At 63.2% G+C, this 19,631-nt stretch carries 18 protein-coding genes and 1 riboswitch; of the genes, 13 read left to right on the forward strand and 5 right to left on the reverse strand.

The annotated features are described in order from the left end of the window. Nucleotides 1-5 precede the first annotated feature (5 nt). The 4 genes from ftsY to BLR85_RS04580 all read left to right on the forward strand — a co-directional run bounded on the left by ftsY (nt 6) and on the right by BLR85_RS04580 (nt 3,821). Nucleotides 6-1,193, forward strand: a complete 1,188-nt coding sequence (gene ftsY / locus BLR85_RS04565) for a signal recognition particle-docking protein FtsY (RefSeq protein ID WP_093150446.1) — start codon at nt 6-8, stop codon at nt 1,191-1,193. 230 nt (nt 1,194-1,423) lie between these two features. Then, complete coding sequence (locus tag BLR85_RS04570) at nt 1,424-2,326, forward strand: DMT family transporter (protein WP_093150449.1); 903 nt, start codon at nt 1,424-1,426, stop codon at nt 2,324-2,326. Nucleotides 2,327-2,379: 53 nt separating this feature from the next. Then, nucleotides 2,380-2,988 carry an inner membrane-spanning protein YciB gene (locus tag BLR85_RS04575; protein WP_093150454.1) on the forward strand — a complete coding sequence of 203 codons (609 nt, stop codon included), beginning with the start codon at nt 2,380-2,382 and terminating at the stop codon, nt 2,986-2,988. A gap of 131 nt (nt 2,989-3,119) precedes the next feature. Continuing rightward, nucleotides 3,120-3,821, forward strand: a complete 702-nt coding sequence (locus tag BLR85_RS04580; RefSeq protein ID WP_093150460.1) for a dimethylsulfonioproprionate lyase family protein — start codon at nt 3,120-3,122, stop codon at nt 3,819-3,821. Between the two features lie 100 nt (nt 3,822-3,921). Here BLR85_RS04580 and BLR85_RS04585 read toward each other — a convergent pair whose 3' ends face one another. Next, nucleotides 3,922-4,626 (reverse strand): glutathione S-transferase N-terminal domain-containing protein, encoded by a 705-nt coding sequence (locus BLR85_RS04585; protein ID WP_093150464.1) that lies wholly within the window; start codon nt 4,624-4,626, stop codon nt 3,922-3,924. Between the two features lie 472 nt (nt 4,627-5,098). Further along, nucleotides 5,099-5,177: riboswitch (SAM riboswitch) on the forward strand. 44 nt (nt 5,178-5,221) lie between these two features. Between BLR85_RS04585 and metZ the strand changes: the two genes are divergently transcribed. Then, nucleotides 5,222-6,409, forward strand: a complete 1,188-nt coding sequence (gene metZ, locus BLR85_RS04590) for an O-succinylhomoserine sulfhydrylase (protein WP_093150467.1) — start codon at nt 5,222-5,224, stop codon at nt 6,407-6,409. Nucleotides 6,410-6,619: 210 nt separating this feature from the next. On the opposite strand, the gene BLR85_RS04595 is transcribed toward metZ, so the two are convergent. Beyond that, nucleotides 6,620-6,829, reverse strand: coding sequence for a DUF2061 domain-containing protein (locus BLR85_RS04595; protein ID WP_093150472.1), 210 nt, complete (start codon nt 6,827-6,829; stop codon nt 6,620-6,622). A gap of 115 nt (nt 6,830-6,944) precedes the next feature. Here BLR85_RS04595 and BLR85_RS04600 point away from each other — a divergent pair, with 115 nt between their 5' ends. The 3 genes from BLR85_RS04600 (at nt 6,945) to folE2 (ending at nt 9,828) form a co-directional block, all read left to right on the forward strand. Further along, a complete protein-coding gene (locus tag BLR85_RS04600) occupies nt 6,945-7,808 on the forward strand; it encodes a helix-turn-helix domain-containing protein (protein WP_342028770.1) in 864 nt (287 codons plus the stop codon). A 52-nt stretch (nt 7,809-7,860) separates the two neighbouring features. After that, nucleotides 7,861-8,595: a glutamine amidotransferase gene (locus BLR85_RS04605; protein ID WP_093150476.1), complete on the forward strand. Its 735-nt coding sequence runs from the start codon at nt 7,861-7,863 to the stop codon at nt 8,593-8,595. 129 nt (nt 8,596-8,724) lie between these two features. Continuing rightward, complete coding sequence (folE2, locus tag BLR85_RS04610; protein WP_093150716.1) at nt 8,725-9,828, forward strand: GTP cyclohydrolase FolE2; 1,104 nt, start codon at nt 8,725-8,727, stop codon at nt 9,826-9,828. Nucleotides 9,829-9,830: 2 nt separating this feature from the next. On the opposite strand, the gene BLR85_RS29760 is transcribed toward folE2, so the two are convergent. Next, a complete protein-coding gene (locus tag BLR85_RS29760; protein ID WP_244520605.1) occupies nt 9,831-10,523 on the reverse strand; it encodes a helix-turn-helix transcriptional regulator in 693 nt (230 codons plus the stop codon). A 370-nt stretch (nt 10,524-10,893) separates the two neighbouring features. Between BLR85_RS29760 and BLR85_RS04620 the strand changes: the two genes are divergently transcribed. Further along, nucleotides 10,894-12,342: a TrkH family potassium uptake protein gene (locus tag BLR85_RS04620; protein ID WP_093150480.1), complete on the forward strand. Its 1,449-nt coding sequence runs from the start codon at nt 10,894-10,896 to the stop codon at nt 12,340-12,342. A gap of 58 nt (nt 12,343-12,400) precedes the next feature. On the opposite strand, the gene BLR85_RS04625 is transcribed toward BLR85_RS04620, so the two are convergent. Beyond that, a complete protein-coding gene (locus tag BLR85_RS04625; protein ID WP_093150722.1) occupies nt 12,401-14,176 on the reverse strand; it encodes a trypsin-like peptidase domain-containing protein in 1,776 nt (591 codons plus the stop codon). A gap of 305 nt (nt 14,177-14,481) precedes the next feature. Between BLR85_RS04625 and BLR85_RS04630 the strand changes: the two genes are divergently transcribed. Next, entirely contained in the window at nt 14,482-15,408 is a 927-nt protein-coding gene (locus BLR85_RS04630) for a glycine--tRNA ligase subunit alpha (protein WP_093150484.1), read from the forward strand. A gap of 32 nt (nt 15,409-15,440) precedes the next feature. Here the strand turns inward: BLR85_RS04630 and BLR85_RS04635 are convergent, their stop codons facing one another. Next, nucleotides 15,441-15,635 carry a MarC family protein gene (locus tag BLR85_RS04635; RefSeq protein WP_093150487.1) on the reverse strand — a complete coding sequence of 65 codons (195 nt, stop codon included), beginning with the start codon at nt 15,633-15,635 and terminating at the stop codon, nt 15,441-15,443. 71 nt (nt 15,636-15,706) lie between these two features. On the opposite strand from BLR85_RS04635, the gene BLR85_RS04640 reads away from it, so the two are divergent. From BLR85_RS04640 to glyS, 3 genes are read left to right on the forward strand one after another with little or no spacing between them, the layout of a single operon-like run. Continuing rightward, entirely contained in the window at nt 15,707-16,174 is a 468-nt protein-coding gene (locus BLR85_RS04640) for a DUF6446 family protein (protein ID WP_093150493.1), read from the forward strand. Then, the gene (gene gltS, locus BLR85_RS04645) at nt 16,171-17,385 is read left to right on the forward strand and encodes a sodium/glutamate symporter (RefSeq protein WP_093150500.1); all 1,215 of its coding nucleotides are present in this window, start codon (nt 16,171-16,173) and stop codon (nt 17,383-17,385) included. The genes BLR85_RS04640 and gltS overlap by 4 nt, the downstream gene beginning before the upstream one ends. A gap of 10 nt (nt 17,386-17,395) precedes the next feature. Then, the gene (glyS, locus tag BLR85_RS04650) at nt 17,396-19,618 is read left to right on the forward strand and encodes a glycine--tRNA ligase subunit beta (protein ID WP_093150504.1); all 2,223 of its coding nucleotides are present in this window, start codon (nt 17,396-17,398) and stop codon (nt 19,616-19,618) included. Nucleotides 19,619-19,631: the final 13 nt, after the last annotated feature.

A 19,631-nucleotide genomic window follows, 5' to 3' on the forward strand; every position in this document is an offset into this window, starting at 1 on the left:
CCCCCATGGCATTTTTCAGTAAACTCAAGGACCGGCTGTTCAAATCTTCCTCCAAGCTCGAAGAGGGGCTGGATGCCATCGTGCAGGATGGCGGCGAGGAGGAGGCGATCGCGCCGGAATCCCCGGCCCGGTTCGCACAGGATCCCGAGCCGGAACCCGCGCCCGAACCGGCCCGTCCGCCCGAACCGGCGGTCCCCGAGCCGGTCACGCCGGAGGCGCCGCAGCCGGGCGATCCCTTCCCCGATGCGCCGCCTTCGGAAATGCCCCAACCGGAGCTGCCCCCCGAGACATCGGCCGCGCCCGCGCGGCCGGGCCTCATGGGCCGGCTCTTCGGACGCAGCGAGCCGACAACGGTGGTGCGTCGCGCGCTCGATGATGACATGCTCGAACAACTCGAGGAATTGCTCATCGCCTCCGACATGGGCGTCGATACCGCGCTGCGGGTGACGGCCAACATGGCCGAAGGGCGCTTCGGCAAGAAACTCTCGACCGCCGAGATCAAGTCCCTGCTGGCCTCCGAGGTCGCCCGCATCATGGAGCCGGTCGCCCGCCCGCTGCCACTCTACCCGAAGAAACCGCAGGTTGTGCTGGTGGTCGGCGTGAACGGCTCGGGCAAGACCACGACCATCGGCAAGCTCGCCAGCCAGTTCCGCGCCGCCGGCAAGAAGGTGGTGATCGCCGCCGGCGACACCTTTCGTGCGGCGGCGGTCGAGCAACTCCAGATCTGGGGTGACCGGGCGGGCGTTCCTGTCCTGACCGCTCCTGAAGGCTCCGATCCCGCGAGCCTCGCCTTCGACGCCATGGAACAGGCGCAGCGCGATGGGGCGGACCTGCTTATGATCGACACGGCCGGCCGGCTTCAGAACCGTGCCGACCTCATGGAAGAACTCGCCAAGATCGTCCGCGTCATCCGCAAGAAAGACCCGGACGCGCCACATAACACCCTCCTCGTACTGGACGCGACCACCGGGCAGAATGCACTGTCCCAGGTCGAGACCTTCCAGAAGCTTTCCGACGTTTCCGGCCTCGTCATGACCAAGCTCGATGGCACTGCGCGCGGTGGCGTGCTGGTCGCACTGGCCGACAAGTTCGGCCTTCCGATCCACGCCATTGGCGTCGGCGAACAGATCGACGATCTGCAGCCCTTCGATCCGGAAGAATTCGCCGCCGCCCTGACCGGCGCCGAGGGCTAAGGCCAGCAAACGCTTTTTTCAAAGTTTCTAATCTGACAACACATCCCGGCAAAAAACGGGAACGCGCGAACAAGGCGAAGCTCTCGCGGTTGCCACGCGAAGCCACCAAGGGCGAGCGGATGACAGGCGTCGATCACGAGGGCTTAAAAGGGCCTGACTTCCGGCGTATGGGAAGGCCCGAGGAACCAACAGACGCGCAACCGCTGGCTGCGCCGTAGTCGGGGTGAGACGTGTCGGACTGGATCATTTCGCTCGAGGGCACGGAGGCCGGCGCCTTGCTCGCCACCCTGCTGGCATTGAGCGCGGCCTTCCTGCATGCCGTCTTCGGCGCGTTGCAAAAGGGGCGTTTCGACCCCTGGCTCAGCCGTGGCGCCATTGACGCCTGGCTGTTTGTGATCTCCGCGCCCATCGCGCTTCTCATGGTGCCTTGGCCCAGGGGCTGGGAGTGGCTGATCATGCTCGGGGTGATGATCATCCATTTCGCTTACAAGATCGGCATGGCACTGGCCTATTCGCGCGGTGCCTTCACCGTGGTCTACCCGGTTGTGCGCGGCTCCGGCCCGCTCTTCACGGTCATTGGCGCCTGGATCATCTTCGGCGAGACCTTCACGCTCATCCAGTGGGTTGGCGTGCTGGTGTTGGTCGCCGGCATCTTCGGGCTGGCCGTCTACAACCTGATCCATGTCGAGATCGACCGCGAAACGCTCGTGCCCGCGCTTTGGCTGGCGGTGGGCACCGGCGCGCTGGTCGCGCTCTACACCACCTACGACGCTTACGGCATTCGCACCACGCCGGATCCGTTCACCTTCCTTGCATGGTTCTTCTTCCTCACCGCCATGGACATGCCGGTGATCGCCGCCCTGCGCTGGCACAACCTGCGCCACCGGCCAGACCCGCGCCCGCTGCTCTGGATGGGCTTTGTCGGCGCGCTCGTGGCCTGGGGCAGCTTCGGTTCGGTCATGCTGGCCACCCGGCTCGACAAGGTGGGTGAAGCAGCCGTGCTGCGTGAGACCTCTACCGTCTTTGCCGCCCTGATCGGGTGGCTCGTGCTCAAGGAAAGCGTCGGCCCGCGCCGGCTCGCGCTGATGAGCACAATCGCGTTAGGCGCCGTCATCATGGAGCTGGGCAGTTGACACCGCCGCAAAAAACGGCTGCAACCCTGCGAAACAAACCCGGAGCCCGCGCAATGGACGAAAAAAAGATCAACCCGCTCCTGAAACAGGTGCTGGAACTTGGCCCGACCATTGCCTTCTTCGTGGCCTACATGCGCATGCGCGAGCAGACCTACATGCTCGCAGGCACCGAATATGATGGGTTTATCGTCGCTGCTGCAGCCTTTGTGCCGATCCTGCTGGTGGCGATGGCGATCCTTTGGAAGCTGACCGGCAAGCTCTCCCGCATCCAGGTGTTTACGGCGGTGCTGGTGATCGTCTTCGGCGGCCTGACCGTGTGGTTCAACGACGAAACCTTCTTCAAGATGAAGACAACCATCGTCTACGGCCTCTTCGCCATACTGCTTGGCATCGGCCTGCTGCAGGGACGCAGCTACCTCGCCTGGGTCCTGGGCGACGCCATGCCCATGGCCGAGGAAGGCTGGATGAAACTCACCCGACGGCTGACTTACGGCTTCGCTGTGCTGGCCGTGGCAAACGAATATGTCTGGCGGACCATGTCCACCGATGCCTGGGTAAAGATCGAGACTTTCGGCTTTCCCATCGCGCTCTTTGTTTTCCTCTCGGTGCAGGTCTTCACCTTGCAGAAATACATGGAAATGGAGGACGAACCGGCCGAATAGGCCGGTCCCGCGCCGTTCCGCTTACGTCACGCCGTGTCGCGTGCGGGCTTTCTCATGCCGCACGTGCCACTTGACGGAAATCCCGCAGGCAATAGCCTCGTTCCGATCCGCCGCATGAAACGAGGCATGTCGTGACCGAGTTCCCTTCCGATCTTCCGGCCACCCGCCGCCTGCACGACGATCCGAACTGGCTTTACCTGTTGCGGGAATTCGAAACGCTCTATCGCTACGGCTCTCCCGGCGGCAGCAGGGCCATCCGTGCCCACCGCCGCAAGATCCGTGAAAGGCTCTCGCAGGCGATCGACGCGAACCCGGAGATCCTGCCGCGCGAACCGGCAGAAAAACCGGTGACCGCCTTCCTGCCGCGGGCGCTCGATATCGCGGCGCGCGGATCGGTCTACGCCCTGGCGCGCGCTTTCGGGCGTATCTGCCCGGCGCTGACCTGGGAATACGGATACGAGAAGGTGCCCAAGGCGCTGGAAAAGAAATATGCCTATTGCGAGGTGCTGGGACCCAAGGGGCCGGTTCAGGCCGATAAGCTCATCCTCGGATTCGTTCTCTTCGCGCCGCGCACGACCTATCCCCAGCACAGCCATCATGACATCGAGGAAAGCTATGTCTCGGTGGCCGGCGCATGGTCCGAGAACGACGCGGCCGTCTACGCGCCCGGCTCTCTGATCCTGAACAATCCCGGCCATGAACACCGCATCACCACCGGCGATCAGGAACCCTGCCTGCTCGCCTATGCCTGGACGGGAACCCAGGAGCGCCTCGTCGCGCCGGGGATGAAATTCTCCTCCACCCGCAAGATCCGGGCCGCCAAGGGGATCTGAGCCCCGAAGTGGAAAGGCGTCTGGCTTCCTCTTTAGCGGAAATGTCTCCGGAACGGCGCCTATGGGGGCAGGCCCCGCCCCTGCTCCGCGCGAAACGACGCTAGCGCCGGAACAGCACAGACTGGCTCGCCTTGTCCTTCCGGAAATCGCCCCGCTTTTCGGCCGCAAGCGCGCGTCCCCGCTGCACGCCCGGACGCGCGCCCATCGTCTCCAGCCAGCGCGCCATATGCGGCTTGTCGTCCAGCGTCTGCTGCTGCCCTTCCCAGAGCGAGGCCCAGCCCCAGATCGCCATATCGGCAATCGAATAGAAATCGCCGGCCACGAATTCATGCTTTGCCAGTTGCCGGTCCAGCACGCCGTAAAGTCGCGCAGTTTCGGCCCGGTAGCGGTCTTTCGCATAGGGCAGGTCATTGGGCGGATCCATCGCCGGGGCGTATTTCAGAAAATGATGCGCCTGTCCCGCCATTGGGCCAAGCCCGCCCATCTGCCACATCAGCCACTGGTCGACGGCAATGCGCTCGCGTTCGCTCTCACCATAAAAGCGCCCGGTCTTGCGAGCGAGATATTGCAGGATGGCGCCGGATTCGAAGATCGAGATCGGCGCACCATCGGGACCCTCGGGGTCGATGATCGCCGGCATCTTGTTGTTCGGCGCAATCTTGAGGAAATCCGGCTCGTACTGCTCCCCCTTGCCGATATCGACAAGGTGCAGCTCGTAGGGCAGCGCCATTTCTTCCAGGGCGATGGATACTTTCCAGCCATTCGGGGTCGGCCAGAAATACAGATCTATCGGCTCCCGCTGCATTGTACCCTCCCGTGAGTCCGGCGGTCAGATTGCCGCTCAGGAGGCGAAGGGCAAGGGCGGAATGCACCGTGCGAAGCTGCCTGTGCCAATCCTCTCGCCTGCTGGCCTCGGCTGGGGCGCAATCAGACTGACCAATGCAATGGCACGCCCGCGCGCCGGAGATCGGTATCTCGAATCCTTGCGCCGCCAGCGCCGCCACGATCTCGCGTCAGGCAATAGTCACATCGGTCCAGTTTCGAGGCGCCGCGAAATGCCCATCCCGAGCGCCCGCTCGTCAAAGCGTAGCGGTGTAACCAACCATTCCAGCAGCTGCGATCCGGGGCGCGCGACAGGATATGGGGGCGGGCTGTTCACGTGTCATTGCCACGGCGGGGGGACGGCCCGATTGCAGCGCCGTGACGCATCGGTAACGAAATGGCAACGCTCTCGGCCCGCGCTTGACGAGACGTCCCTCAAGGCGATAACTGCCCCTCACGAGACTCGTGGCGATTTGTGCACCGGATTGCGGGCCACGTTAAACATGCCGCTAAAGAGGTCAGAAGCGGGTCGCCCCGCCGCTGGCTGCGGTGGGGCTTTTTTGTTGGGAGGTCTCCACATGGAAGACTGGAAAACGCGCACCAAACTGATCCATTCCGGCATTCGCCGAAGCCAGTATGGCGAAGTGGCCGAAGCGATCTTCATGACCCAGGGCTTCGTCTATGAAAGCGCCGAGCAGGCCGAGGCTCGCTTCCTTGAGGCAGGGCCGGACGAATTCATCTATGCCCGCTACGGCAACCCGACTGTCAAGATGTTCGAAGACCGCATTGCCGCGCTGGAAGGCGCGGAGGACGCCTTTGCTACCGCCTCCGGCATGGCCGCAGTCAACGGCGCGCTGACTTCCATGTTGAAGGCGGGAGATCACGTTGTGGCCGCGCGGGCTCTGTTCGGTTCCTGTCTCTATATTCTCGAAGAAGTGCTGACCCGCTTCGGCGTCAACGTGACCTTTGTCGACGGTACCGATCTCGACCAGTGGAAGCACGCGATCAACAAGGACACCAAGGCGGTCTTCTTCGAATCGATGTCCAACCCGACGCTCGAAGTGATCGACCTTCCGGCGGTGGCCAGGCTGGCCCGCCGCGTGGGGGCAAAGGTGATCGTGGACAATGTCTTTGCCACGCCCGTCTTTTCCCGCGCGCTGGAGCAGGGCGCCGACGTGGTCGTATACTCGGCCACCAAGCATATCGACGGGCAGGGCCGTGCACTGGGCGGCGTGATCCTTGGAACAAAAGAGTTCATCCGCAAGACGGTCGAGCCCTATCTCAAGCATACCGGCGGTTCGATGAGCCCGTTCACCGCCTGGATCATGCTGAAGGGACTGGAAACGCTGGACCTGCGCGTGCGCGCACAAGCGGCGACGGCGCAGGCCATGGCCGAAGCTCTGCAATGGGATGCCCGGCTGGAACGGGTGATCTATCCCGGCCTGGAACAGCACCCGCAGCATGTGCTGGCCGGGAAGCTTCTGGAAAAGCCGGGCACGGTCCTGTCGCTCGACATCAAGGGCGGGCAGGCGGCGGCGTTCCGCTTCCTCAATGCGCTCAAGATCATGACGATTTCGAACAATCTTGGCGACGCGAAATCCATTGTTACGCACCCGGCGACGACGACGCATCAACGCCTTAGCGATGAGCAGAAGGATATGCTGGGTATCACGCCGGGACTCGTGCGTGTCAGCATTGGCATCGAGGATTCTGACGACCTGATCGCGGATGTGAAACAGGCGCTGGATGCTGTGGAGGCCAGATAGCGGTCGGTTAGCGAACCGGGTGGCCGTCGGGTGGCGTGCGCTTCGCGCGCGTGAACGATCCTGCGGATCATGCCTCCGGCGGAAGTATTTGGAGAAAGATGAAAGCGGAAGCCGCTTATCATCCTCTTTCTGAAAGTATCCTGGGGGGAGTGCTCGTAAGAGCACCGGGGGGCAAGGCCCCCCGAAACCGTCTATATCGGCTCCTTCCAGCTAGTCCGAATTACGTCCCCAGCGGACCCGTGCCCAGGCTCGCTCGTGCAGCATATAGGTGACCATGCCCGATGCCGCGCCAAGCAGGGCAATGGCGCCGCCTGTTTCAACCGATCCCGTCAGCGCCCAGGTGATCGCGGTCATCACCACCAACCCCATTGCCTGCCATGTCAGGGCCTTCGCGAAACTACGCCTGGGGGTCTCTGTCATGTCCAATCTCCAGATCTTGTTGGTTTTTTCATCTCTCTATCGCGCGGTTCTCCGCTGTTGGAAACTCTGCAAATACTCTTGCTTTTTTCTCCATTGGTGAGAATAGTCTGCAATTATGACAAATATGGACAAGCGTGATCGTGTGGTGACGTTCCGCGAAAGGCTGATCGCGCAGATGGCAGCCTCCGGGATGAACCGCAGTGCTCTGGCGCGCGCCACGGGTGTGGACCGCTCCACCGTGGCCCAGATCCTGGCCGAAGGGACGGCGCGGCTGCCGAATGCGCATCTGGCGGCGGAATGCGCCCGCGCGCTCGGAGTTTCCTCGGACTGGTTGCTGGGTCTGACGGATCGACCCGAACGGCCCGGCGATGTGCTGGCCGCGGCGATGACAATGACCGAGGCAGCGCGTTCCTCGGCAGATGCGCAGCTTCACGAGTGGCACCGGGAAGCCGCCGGTTCCAAAATCCGCCACGTTCCGGCGACGTTGCCGGATGTGCTCAAGACCGAGGCGCTGCTGAACTGGGAGTACAGCCGCTTCCTTGGCAAGACACCGGAGCAGGCAATAGGTGCCTCGCAGGATCGTTTCGGCCTTCTGGGCGAGCAGATGTCGGATTACGAGATCGCCATATCAACGGGCGAGTTGCGCGCTTTTGCCAGCGGGGCTGGGTACTACCAGGGGCTCGATGCCGGGATACGGCGTGAACAGCTCGATTACCTGATCGAGGCCTCGCGCGAGATCTATCCCGCCTTGCGCTTGTTCCTGTTCGATGCACGCCGGGTCTTCAGCGCGCCGGTCACCGTGTTCGGCTCTTTCCTCGGCGTGGTCTATGTCGGGCGGTTCTACCTGGCTTTCCGCTCGCGCGACCGGGTTCGCTCCCTGGCCGAACATTTCGACAACCTCGTCCGGGAGGCGGAAATCGGCGACAGGTCAGTCTCCGACTGGTTGACGGAGCTGCGCGACGGGGCCGAGATGGCTTGACCTCCTCGGGGGCAACACGGCAGATGCAGGAATGCAAACAGGATCCCGCCCCATGAAGCCATTTCTCATTCTGCAATTGCGCCCCGAACCGGAGGCCTCGGACAATGAATTCGATGCCTTCCTCGAAAAGGGGGGGATGCGGCTCGAAGAGACACGGCGGATCCGGCTGGAACGGGAGGAGATCCCCGCCGACCTCGACCTGACCGATTATGCCGGCGTGATCGTCGGCGGCGGTCCGGGATGCGTGTCGGACCCGGACGAAAGCAAGCCCGCCATCGAGAAGCATATCGAGGAGGAGATCCTCGGCCTGATGCCGCAGATCACCGAACAGGACATTCCCTTCATGGGATGCTGCTACGGGATCGGTATCCTGGCGCATCATCTTGGCGGGAAGGTATCGAAGGAGCGCTATGGCGAACCGGTGGGAGCGGTGCCCTGCACCGTCACCGCCATTGGGCGGGCCGATCCGGTTCTGGCGGGACTGCCGGAGCGGTTCGAAGCGCTGGTCGGGCACAAGGAGGCTGTGCAGGAGTTGCCGCGGGGCTGTGTGCAATTGCTGAGCTCGGAGCCTTGCCCGTTCCAGATGATCCGCCACGGGCAGAATGTCTATGCCACGCAGTTCCACCCGGAGGCCGATGGCGCGGTCTTCGCGCTTCGCATCGCCATCTACAAGGACAAGGGCTATTTTCCGCCTCAGGAGGCCGAGGCGCTGACCCGCACCGTGCTGGCCTCGAAGACCGAGCTTGCCCCGCGTATCCTGCGCAATTTCGTCGAGCGATATCGGTAATTTTTCTCGCCCGGGCGTTCGACCTCCGTGCCGGGAACACTATTTAGGGCCAAACGGGTATTGGAGATGACCCGAAAGCGGCGCAAGGTTGACTCCTGTCCGCTGAAACTGGACACCGGAGGGGATGTTATGAACCGCCCAATGACTGCGCCTGACCGAGAACCGAACCGCAACGAAGCGAAACGTGCGCTGGAGCTTTTGCGCAAATGGGCGGATTCGGCTTCCGATGCAGAACTCGTGGACCTCGATCCGCTGGTTGCGCGGCTGTTGCCGCAGGGGGCGCCGAACTCCTATCCGGCGCTGAGCCGCCTCTACCCGTCGGATTTCCGGGTGGATGAGTCCTACAAGGCAAGCATGCCCGACCTCCAGAACGGCCCCGAAAGCCTGATCCGCGGCGCGAAGCGGCAGATCCAGCATGTCGGTATCTCCAATTTCCGCCTGCCGATCCGGTTTCACCGCCGCGAGGGGGCGGAGTTGGCGCTGGAGACCTCGGTCACCGGCACCGTCAGTCTCGATGCGGAGAAGAAGGGCATCAACATGTCCCGCATAATGCGCAGCTTCTATGCCTCGGCGGAGCGGACCTTCAGCTTCGAGGTGATCGAGGATGCGCTGGAAAGCTACAAGCGCGACCTTGAGAGTTTCGACGCCCGGATCCTGATGCGCTTCTCCTTCCCGATGATGGTGGACTCTCTCCGCTCGGGCCTGAGGGGCTACCAATATTACGACATGGCGTTGGAGATGACCGAGCAGGCGGGACAGCGGCTCAAGGTCATGCATCTCGACTATGTCTATTCCTCCACCTGTCCGTGTTCGCTGGAACTGGCCGAGCATGCCCGCAAGGAGCGCGGCCAGATGGCGACGCCGCATTCGCAGCGCTCGGTGGCGCGGCTTTCGATGGTGGTGGATCCGTCGGCCTCCTGCCTATGGTTCGAGGATCTGGTTGAGATGTGCCGCAGGGCGGTGCCGACCGAGACTCAGGTGATGGTCAAGCGCGAGGACGAGCAGGCCTTTGCCGAGTTGAACGCCGCCAACCCGATCTTTGTCGAGGATGCCGCGCGACTCTTTGCCGAGCAACTCCATGCCGACCCGCGCGTGGGCGATTTCCGCGTCGTGGCCAGCCACCAGGAGAGCCTGCACAGCCATGATGCCGTCAGCGTTCTGACCGAGGGCGAGACGTTTTCCGGGGCCAGCCTGGAGCCGCATCTCTTCTCCAGCCTCGTGCACGGAGGCTGATCTCAGCCTCGACGTGTTCCGAAAAGCTTCTGCGCCGCCTCGGCGCGGTTGCGCACGCCGAGCTTGCGATAGGCTGATTTGGTGTAATCGGCGACGGTATTTGGCGAGAGGTCGAGCTTTCCAGCGCATTCCTTGCGCGAATCTCCCGTCCCGATCAGCTCGATGATTTCTCTTTCGCGGGGCGTCAGAAGGCTGAACCCGTCGGCATCGGTATGCGACAGTTCTTCGAAACGGCGATGCAGAAGCAGGCAGAAACCGCGGATATCTGCCAGTTGATCAGACATTTCGGCCTCGAACCGCTCGCGGTCCAGAGAGGTGCCGATATTGAAGCCGCCGAATCGCGGTGAGCCGTCCAGCCGGGTCGGGATGCCGAAGCCAGTCCGAAATCCGACCTTTTCGGCGGTAAGAATGAGTGCGCGGGCTTCCTCCGGCAGGTAGTCATGAGTCTGCAGGTACTCCACGCCCGTGCGCGTGGCCTGATAGCTTGAACAGCAATATTCCAGAAAAGGGTCGCGGGCAGGATCGGCCGTCCCGTAGATCTGCGGGATGTTCGTTCTCAGATCGACCGTGCTACGTTCCGCGTTGGTCAAGATATAGATGACATGCGGAAAACCGGCGGCGGCGAAACTCTCAATGGCGCCGGCCCAAAGACCCTCCGCTGTTGCCTCGCGTTCCAGCAAGGCCGCACGTTCCATCAACACCGACAGCCCCCCATTTGGGGGGATATTCGTCGCCCCCCCACACTTGTACTCTTCACACGTACCCGGGGCGGTCCCGGGCAATTTAAACCGGTTCTAATTCTAACGAGTTCAGCCGACCAGTACGAAATACTTTTTTCAATTCAGGCGCGTGGTCTGAACGGGTTTTGTTTCCATGTCCCCTCGGAACTGCCTGTCCGGCCCATGAGCCCGCGGGGCCGCAACGTGGAGATCTGCTCGTCCTCCCGTCAGGTGGGGGGCAGGCAAAAACGATGACCGGCTGCGGTGAGTGAGTGGCACCTCGGTCGGTCATCGTTACATTGCCGGGTGTTGACAGCCGCGTGCAGGCACGCCAACCCTTGCCGCCATGTTCGACTATCGCCCCGTAGGATACGTCATTGGCTTGCTTGTCGCCGCACTCGGGGCGGTCATGCTGCTGCCGATGCTGGCCGACCTTATTTCAGGGAACGAGCACTGGTTCGTGTTCCTGGTCTCCTCGCTCGTGACGATATTCGTTGGCGGCCTGATTGCGCTGGCCTGTCAGAATGGCGTCGAGGCGGGGCTGACGATCCGGCAGACCTTTATCCTGACAACGGGTGTCTGGGTGATGCTGCCTGTGTTCGGGGCCATTCCCTTCGTGCTGGGCGAGACGCAGGCCAGTTACACCGACGCATTCTTCGAAGCGATGTCCGGGCTGACCACGACCGGTTCGACCGTCTTTACCGGGCTCGATGATCTGCCCGAGGGCCTGCTGCTGTGGCGCGGGCTCATGCAATGGCTTGGCGGTATCGGCATCATCGTCGTGGCGATGGTGTTCCTGCCCGAACTGCGGGTCGGGGGGATGCAGATCTTTCGCTCCGAAGCCTTCGACACCTTTGGCAAGATCCTGCCGCGCGCGGGCCAGATCGCCAGCCAGATCTCGGTGATCTATTTCCTTCTCACGGCCGCCTGCGCGCTGGTCTATGGGAGCCTTGGCATGGCGCCGCTGGATGCAGTCACCCATGCCATGACCACGATCGCCACCGGTGGTTTCTCCAATTACGATGCCTCTTTCGGCGGGTTCCACGCTGGGGTGGAATATGCGGCAGCGGCGTTCATGATCCTCGCTGGCCTGCCCTTCGTGCGCTACGTGCAGATGGTTGCCGGGAGCTGGAACGCGCCGTTGAGGGACCCGCAGGTGCGTGCTTTCGTTGGTATCGTGGCGACGGCGGCGCTGCTGATGGCCCTCTGGCAGGTTTCCCAGAGCGGGCGTGACTGGGAGCCGGCGATCCGCAAGAGCCTGTTCAACGTGGCATCGATCATCACCGGCACCGGCTATGCCAGCGAGGATTACATGCTCTGGGGGGCCTTCCCGGTAACACTCTTTTTCTTTGTCGGGCTGGTCGGCGGCTGCGCGGGCTCGACCGCCTGCTCGGTCAAGGTCTTTCGCTACCAGCTCCTGTTTGGCGCGATCATGACCCAGGTGAAGGCGCTGCATTCGCCGCGCGGCATGTTCCCGCTGCGCTACGACGGTCGCACGGTTTCCGAGGACGTGCTGAGCTCGGTGATGTCCTTCTTCGTCATGTTCATGGTGACTCTGGGGGCGCTCTCGGCGGCTTTGGCGCTGACGGGACTGGATTTCATCACCTCGGTTTCCGGGGCGGGCGCGGCGCTGGGCAATATCGGTCCGGGGCTGGGGCCCATCATCGGGCCGGCTGGGAATTTCGGAGAGCTGAACACGACCGCGAAATGGCTGCTCTCGATCGGGATGCTGATCGGGCGGCTGGAACTGCTCGTCGTCTTTGCCATCTTCACGGTGAATTTCTGGCGCCGGTGAGCGCTGGAACGGAAGCGCGGGGCGCGGGGTCAGGTGATCCCGAGCCCCGCCGCCTGTGTCAGTTCCAGCAACTGATCCGCACGGTCACGTCGCCCGCCAGCGTCACCAGGTCTTCGGGTGCCAGCGATTTGTTGAGAACGGCCGCACGCGGCGACAGGCCCGCTTGGCCGAGGAAATCGGCGATGGCCGGCACGTCGACGGCAAAGTTCACATCCGGCGGGAGCTGCTTGTCTGCCTGCTCGTTGCGCGCCCTGAGCATTCCCAGCACCGCGCCGGTCGTGTCGAAGACCGGGCCTCCGGCATCGCCCGGCAGGGCGGACAGCGCGAGGCGCTCGACGAATTCCTCGCCCTGAAGGCCGCGAATATCAGCAAGCGTTCCGAAGGTCAGCACGGGCAGGTCGAGGATGTCCTCATAGGAGAAGCCGGCCAGCGTAACCTCGGAGTTCAGCCGCGGCACCGAGCCCTGGAATTCGGCCACCGCGAGCGGGCGCAGGGATTGGCGCGGGGTCAGGAGGGCAAGCCCGAGCGTATCATCCCGCGACGTCACGTCGGCCTCGATCTCCTCGCCGATGGTGATCCGGGCGCATTGGCCCAGCACATCGGTCGTTGTCAGGACCTTGCCGGTTTCGTCGATATAGAAACCGCTGCGCGAGCGCTCCGGGCGGCGGATTTTAAGGCCTGCCATCAGGTCAATGCGTTGATCCGAGCCGTCGCCCGACAGCGCGTTGTCGGGCAGAACGATGCCCTCCACTGGCGCGAAGCTCTCCTGCATGGTGTTGACGACGCGCTCCATCACCCGCGCGTCGCCGCCGGGCTTCCAGCTGACGGTGAAGCCCTTGATCGCGCCATCCTTGAGCTCGGCATAGCTGTAGGAGTTCAGCGTGGAGGACTGCCCGGTCAGCACGAAGCTCTGCTTCTTGCGCTCGCGGAAGCCCTCGGTGGGTACCATTTCGAGCGTCTGCATGATGTCGTAGAGGCCGAACAGGGTCGCTTCGTCGCCCGACTGGCTGATCAGGATCACCTGGACCTCGTCCTCGTCGGTGCTGTCGTAATGCACGAAAGGCGCCTCGGCGCGGGAATACTTGACCTTGCCGGTGGGCAGGATCATTTCGATCCCGGCAGCATCGTCGCGCACGGAGGCGAGGCCGAGATCGGCGAAGGGGGAGCGGTAATCCCCGACCAGCTCGGTTCGCTGCCTGGTGGTCAGAACGCCGGTCGCGTCATAGCCCTTGGCCTCCTGCCAGGCAGCCATTGCGCGCCGTGTACCGGCGCCGAAGGAGCCGTCGATTGCCGCGTCGTAGAAACCTTCCCATTTCAGGCTTTCCTGCAGCAGCATGCGCTGCGCGGCATCGAGCGCGCGTTCGCTGGCGCGCGCCTCGCCCGGGGTCTCGTCGGGGATGTAGGCCGGCGGAACCGGTTCCTGCGCCAATGGCTGGTCCGTCTGTTCAGGCTGGGCGAGAGGCGACAGCACGGTGTCTTGCGGCGTGGCAAGCAGCGCATTCGCGCCAACGGGCCAGAATTGCTGTTCGTACTGGTTGCTGTAGGCGATGTAGCTGTCCTGCGGAATCAGCCGCCCGCGCTTGAGAGCACCCAATTCGGCACTGGCCGCGGCCGGGGTGTAGGGGCCCAGGGCAACGGCGTACCAGCGGCCGCCGACCCGGAAGCCCGCCACGTTGGGAAAGCTGGCCGCGTAGCTGCGCGCGCGCGCCTCGCCATCGGCCAACGTCCGCAAGGCTTCGATCTGGATCCAGGCGCTTCCCTGTTCCTGCGCGTGCGCGCTGGAGGAAAAAACCGAAAGAACGAGGGAAAATACAAGAACAAGAAAAGTCTTCACTGCGTCGTCCTCAATAAAAACTGGCGCCTTGGCGGTGCCGAATGGTTCTTTCGGGACAAAATAGCAGAGCGGCGGCGCTGTGCACTTCAAATCTGCCACAGGCCGCTATGCGTGGCGCGGATGCATCGACAGGGCGACGGTTGCGAGCGGCGCCACCGTCAAGGGCGACAAAGGCGTTGGTTTCTTGGCAAACCCGCCTTGATGACCGGGGCGCTTCATTGACCCCAATGCCCCGCAAGCCTATTGAGACGCGAAATCACGACGCGCCGTGCGCGCGACCACGTTAAAGAGACCGGGACATCGCAATGACCGAGACGAGCCGACCGACCTGTTTCCAGGAGGTGATCCTGCGGCTTCAGAATTACTGGGCCGAGAAGGGCTGCGCCGTGCTGCAACCCTATGACATGGAAGTGGGGGCAGGGACCTTTCACCCGGCCACGACGCTGCGCGCGCTCGGCTCCAATCCCTGGGCGGCCGCCTATGTGCAGCCCTCGCGCCGGCCCACCGATGGCCGCTATGGCGAGAACCCCAACCGGCTCCAGCATTACTACCAGTACCAGGTGCTGATCAAACCGAGCCCGCTGGACCTGCAGGCGCTGTATCTCGGCTCGCTCGAAGCCATCGGCATCGACATGGGCCTGCACGATATCCGCTTCGTCGAGGACGACTGGGAAAGCCCGACGCTGGGGGCCTGGGGCCTTGGCTGGGAAGTCTGGTGTGACGGGATGGAAGTCAGCCAGTTCACCTACTTCCAGCAGGTCGGCGGGCATGACTGCAAGCCGGTCTCGGGCGAGCTGACCTATGGCCTGGAGCGGCTGGCGATGTATGTGCTGGGCGTCGATCACGTGATGGACATGCCCTTCAACCGCCCCAACGCGCCGATTCCGCTTACTTATGGCGATGTCTTTCGTCAGACCGAGGGCGAGTATTCGCGCTGGAATTTCGATGTGGCCAATACCGACGTGCTGCTCAAGCAGTTCGAGGAGGCTGAGGAGCATTGCGACTTCATCCTGACCCATCCGGAGGTCGACCCGAAGACCGGCAGGCGCATCGTCATGGCGCACCCGGCTTATGATCAGTGCATCAAGGCATCCCACCTGTTCAACCTGCTCGACGCCCGTGGCGTGATCTCGGTCACCGAGCGGCAGGCCTATATCGGTCGCGTTCGCGCGCTGGCCAAGAAATGCGCCGATGCCTTCGTTCAGACCGAAGCGGGAGGCTGGAACGCCTGATGGCGCCTGATCGCCAGAAGTGCCAGCTGGCTTCAGGCCAGCCCGGGCAGCAGGGCTTTCAGCCCGGTCGCGATCATGTCGATCGCGATGGCGCGTTGTACCTGCGGAGACGCACCCTCGGTCACGCCGAGAAAGACCGGCAGGTTGGTAATCGGGTTCATGATGGTGAAAAGCGCGCCGAAGAACTTGATCGCGAATTCGAGGTCAATGGAAATGGCCTCGTGCAAAAAGTGTCGGCCTCCGCGCTAACATGGCTGCGGTTGTGTCGGAAGCCTGTCCGTTGCGGGAGGGTCGCGGTATGAGCGGCAAGATTTTCGCAGGAGGTATCGTGGTGCTCGCCCTGATTGCCGGAATCGCGATGTATTACCTGCAGGTCTATTACTATTACGAAGAGGTGGATGTCTCTGCCGAGCAGGTGACGCTGACTTTGCTCGAAGGGTCGGCCGATCCCATCGTTGCCGACAACCTGCAGGCCATCGACGCGACCTCCTCGCCGATCCGCTACCGGGCCTGTTTCACCACGTCCCACTCGCTCGCGATGCTGAGCGAGACCTATGAGATGTATGAAGGCGCCGAGCCGCTCATCGCTCCCTATTGGTTTGAGTGTTTCGACGCGATGGAAGTCGGCAAGGCGCTGGAAAAGGGCCGCGCGCTGGCCTTCCTCGGCCAGAAAAACATCGCCCATGGTGTAGACCGCGTCGTCGCCGTGATGGAGGATGGGCGCGGCTTCGTCTGGCACCAGGTCAACGAGGAGATCAAGAAGTGACTCCGGAAGTCATTGACATACATCCATTTATTTCCGTTACCGTGGCGTTTCTGGTTTATATCCTGGGGGCCAAGCTGACCCGGAAGGTGGCCTTCCTGCGCGATTTCAACATACCCGAGCCGGTTTCGGGCGGTTTGCTCGTTGCCGTTGCAACCATGTTGGTCTTTATCTTCTACGACCGCGCAATCTCATTCGACCTGTCCGCGCGGGACTATTTCCTGCTCGTCTTCTTCACGGGCATCGGCCTGAACGCCCGAATCTCGGACCTGGTGAAAGGCGGCTTGCCGCTGGCGATCCTGCTGGGGCTGACGATAGTCTACGTGATCCTTCAGAATATCATCGGCGTGGCTGGCGCGCGGCTCTTCTCGCTGCCGCCGGAATTCTCGGTGTTGCTGAGCTCGGCCGCGCTGATTGGCGGGCATGGCACCGTGATCGCCTGGACGCCGCGCATCGAGGAAATGACCGGCGGCGCCGCGGGCGTCAGCGAGCTGGGCGTGGCCGTGGCGACGATCGGGCTGGTCTGCGCGGCGCTGATTGGTGGCCCGATCGCGAAATACCTGATCAACCGCTGGCGGCTGGAGCCGGATCGGCCGGACGAGGAACCCACGGTCGGTGTTTCCTTCGAGGACGAGGGATCGGAGACGATCAACCACCTCTCCTTCATGCGGGTCATGCTCTGGGTCCATGTGACCATCATTATTGGCTACGCGCTCTGGGAAACGCTGGAATACCACGGAATAAACCTGCCGCCCTTCGTGCCCTGCCTGCTGGCCGGGATCGTGCTCGGCAACCTGATCCCGGTAATCCTGCCGCGCGTGGTCGAGGTGCGCCGCACGTCAACGCTGGCCATGGTCTCCGACTTCTCGCTCGGCACCTTCCTTGCCATGTCTCTGATGTCGCTCCAGCTCTGGACGCTGCAGGGCATGGGGCTGGTGCTGATCGTGGTGATGACGGCGCAGACACTGCTTTCCATCGTATTTGCCATCCACGTGCTCTTCCCGGCCATGGGGCGCGGCTACCGCGCCGCCGTGCTGGCCTCCGGTTTCGGCGGCGTCACGCTCGGCGCCACGCCGACGGCCATCGCCAACATGACAGCCGTCACCAAGCGCTACGGGCCCTCGCCCATGGCCTTCGTCATCCTGCCGCTTGTCTCGGCCTTTTTCGTGGACATCGTGAACAGCTTCGCGATCCAGTTCTTCCTTCCGCTCTGAGGACCCCGCAATGCCCGATCTGCTGATCGAACTCTTTTCCGAAGAAATCCCCGCCCGGATGCAGGCGCGCGCTGGCGCTGACCTGAAGAAACTCGTGACCGACGGGCTGGTCGAGACGGGCCTCACCTATGCCTCCGCGCAGGCCTTCACCACGCCGCGCCGGCTGGCGCTCACGGTCGAGGGGCTGCTCGCGACGAGCCCGACCCTGACCGAGGAGCGCAAGGGGCCGCGCACGGATGCGCCGGAGAAGGCGCTGGAAGGGTTCCTGCGCTCGACCGGGCTCACGAAAGACCAGCTCGAAGCACGTGACGACAAGAAGGGGCAGGTCTGGTTCGCCAGGATCACGAAGGAAGGCCGTCCGGCGGCCGAGATCGTGGCCGAGGTTCTGGAATCCACCATTCGCAATTTCCCCTGGCCGAAGAGCATGCGTTGGGGCGCGGGGGCCCTGCGTTGGGTGCGGCCGTTGCATTCGATCCTGTGCATCCTGAGCGACGAGGCGGGGGCCGATGTGGTGCCGCTGGACGTGGACGGGATCGCCGCCGGCAACACGACCCGGGGACATCGGTTCCTCGCGCCCGAGCCTTTTGCCGTGACCGGCTTCGAGGATTACGCGGCCAAGCTGAAACGTGCCAATGTCGTGCTGGACCCGGCCGAGCGGGCCGAGACGATCTGGCATGACGCGACCAACATGGCCTTTGCGCAAGGGCTGGAAGTGGTCGAGGACAAGGGGTTGCTGGCCGAGGTGTCCGGGCTGGTGGAGTGGCCCGTGGTGCTGATGGGCGATATTGCCAATGATTTCCTCGGCCTGCCGCCGGAAGTGCTCAAGACCTCGATGAAGGAGCACCAAAAATTCTTCTCCGTCCGAAACCCGAGAACGACCCGGATCGAGAAATTCGTCACCGTCGCCAACATGGTGACCGCAGACGACGGGGCGACGATCCTTGCGGGCAACCAGAAGGTGCTTTTCGCGCGTCTGTCGGATGCCAAGTTCTTCTGGGAGAACGACCTGCGCGTGGCGCAGAAGGAGCAGATGACGCCGTGGCTGGAGAGCCTAGACCACGTGACATTCCACAACAAGCTCGGCTCGCAAAAGGCGCGGATCGACCGAATTGCGGCGCTGGCGCGCGAGATTGCCCCGCTGGTCGGCGCCGATCCGGACGCCGCCGCGATGGCCGCACAAGTGGCCAAGGCGGATCTCTCGTCCGAGATGGTCTACGAGTTCCCCGAGCTTCAGGGCATCATGGGCCGTTACTATGCCGAGGCCGCCGGCCTCAGCGCCGAGATCGCCGCCGCCGCCGAGGAACATTACTCGCCGCTCGGGCCCTCGGATGACGTGCCCACCGCGCCGATTTCCGTCGCCGTGGCGCTGGCCGACAAGCTGGACACGCTGACCGGCTTCTGGGCGATCGACGAGAAACCGACCGGTTCAAAGGACCCGTTTGCGCTGCGCCGGGCGGCGTTGGGGGTGATCCGCTTGCTGCTGGTCAACAACCTGCGCCTGTCCCTCGACAGGCTGAACGATGCGCAACTCCTGCGGCACAAGATTGATCCGGGCAATCACCACGAAGCAGCGCTTCTGGATGCGGTGCTTTGCGAGATCGCGCGTCACGGGGTGTTCGGTGCCGCAGTGCACGGGATCATCGACAAGATCGAGGGGGACGCGCCGGAATGGATCGAGCATGTCGTCAACCACGATCCGGATCTGAGCGACAACCTGCTTTCCTTCTTCCATGACCGCCTGAAGGTCCACCTGCGCGACGAGGGCGTCCGCCACGACGTGATCGACGCCTGCCTTTCCATGCCGGGCAATGACGACCTCGTGCTGCTGGTCAAGCGGGCCGAGGCTTTGGCCGAGTTCCTCAAGACCGAGGATGGCGAGAACCTGTTGCAGGGTTTCAAGCGGGCCAACAACATCCTGACCCAGGCCGAGGAGGCCGATGGGGTGTCCTACGAATACGGGCCGGACCGGAAATTCGCCGAGACCGACGAAGAAAAGGCGCTGTTCGACGCGCTCGATTCGGCGGAAGGTGCGATCTCCTCGGCCATCGAGGCCGAAGATTTCGCGTCGGCCATGGCGAGCATGGCCTCCCTGCGTGCCCCGATCGACGCGTTTTTCGAGGCAGTTCAGGTGAACACCGAAAATAGTATCGTGCGGCGCAACCGGCTCAACCTGTTGCACCGTATCCGGGAAACCTGTCTGAAGGCGGCGGATCTGACGCGGATCGAGGGTTAACGGCACGCGGGGC

The sequence above is a fragment of the Aliiruegeria lutimaris genome (genome assembly GCF_900099935.1).
In the GTDB taxonomy this organism is placed as follows: Bacteria; Pseudomonadota; Alphaproteobacteria; order Rhodobacterales; family Rhodobacteraceae; genus Tropicimonas; species Tropicimonas lutimaris.

Excerpts from the sequence above, each read along its gene's own strand:
- ftsY (WP_093150446.1), top strand. The coding sequence starts at position 6 with ATGGCATTTTTCAGTAAACTCAAGGACCGGCTGTTCAAATCTTCCTCC.
- BLR85_RS04575 (WP_093150454.1), top strand. The coding sequence starts at position 2,380 with ATGGACGAAAAAAAGATCAACCCGCTCCTGAAACAGGTGCTGGAACTT.
- BLR85_RS04585 (WP_093150464.1), bottom strand. The coding sequence starts at position 4,626 with ATGCAGCGGGAGCCGATAGATCTGTATTTCTGGCCGACCCCGAATGGC.
- metZ (WP_093150467.1), top strand. The coding sequence starts at position 5,222 with ATGGAAGACTGGAAAACGCGCACCAAACTGATCCATTCCGGCATTCGC.
- BLR85_RS04595 (WP_093150472.1), bottom strand. The coding sequence starts at position 6,829 with ATGACAGAGACCCCCAGGCGTAGTTTCGCGAAGGCCCTGACATGGCAG.
- BLR85_RS04600 (WP_342028770.1), top strand. The coding sequence starts at position 6,945 with ATGACAAATATGGACAAGCGTGATCGTGTGGTGACGTTCCGCGAAAGG.
- BLR85_RS04605 (WP_093150476.1), top strand. The coding sequence starts at position 7,861 with ATGAAGCCATTTCTCATTCTGCAATTGCGCCCCGAACCGGAGGCCTCG.
- folE2 (WP_093150716.1), top strand. The coding sequence starts at position 8,725 with ATGAACCGCCCAATGACTGCGCCTGACCGAGAACCGAACCGCAACGAA.
- BLR85_RS29760 (WP_244520605.1), bottom strand. The coding sequence starts at position 10,523 with ATGGAACGTGCGGCCTTGCTGGAACGCGAGGCAACAGCGGAGGGTCTT.
- BLR85_RS04620 (WP_093150480.1), top strand. The coding sequence starts at position 10,894 with ATGTTCGACTATCGCCCCGTAGGATACGTCATTGGCTTGCTTGTCGCC.
- BLR85_RS04630 (WP_093150484.1), top strand. The coding sequence starts at position 14,482 with ATGACCGAGACGAGCCGACCGACCTGTTTCCAGGAGGTGATCCTGCGG.
- BLR85_RS04640 (WP_093150493.1), top strand. The coding sequence starts at position 15,707 with ATGAGCGGCAAGATTTTCGCAGGAGGTATCGTGGTGCTCGCCCTGATT.
- glyS (WP_093150504.1), top strand. The coding sequence starts at position 17,396 with ATGCCCGATCTGCTGATCGAACTCTTTTCCGAAGAAATCCCCGCCCGG.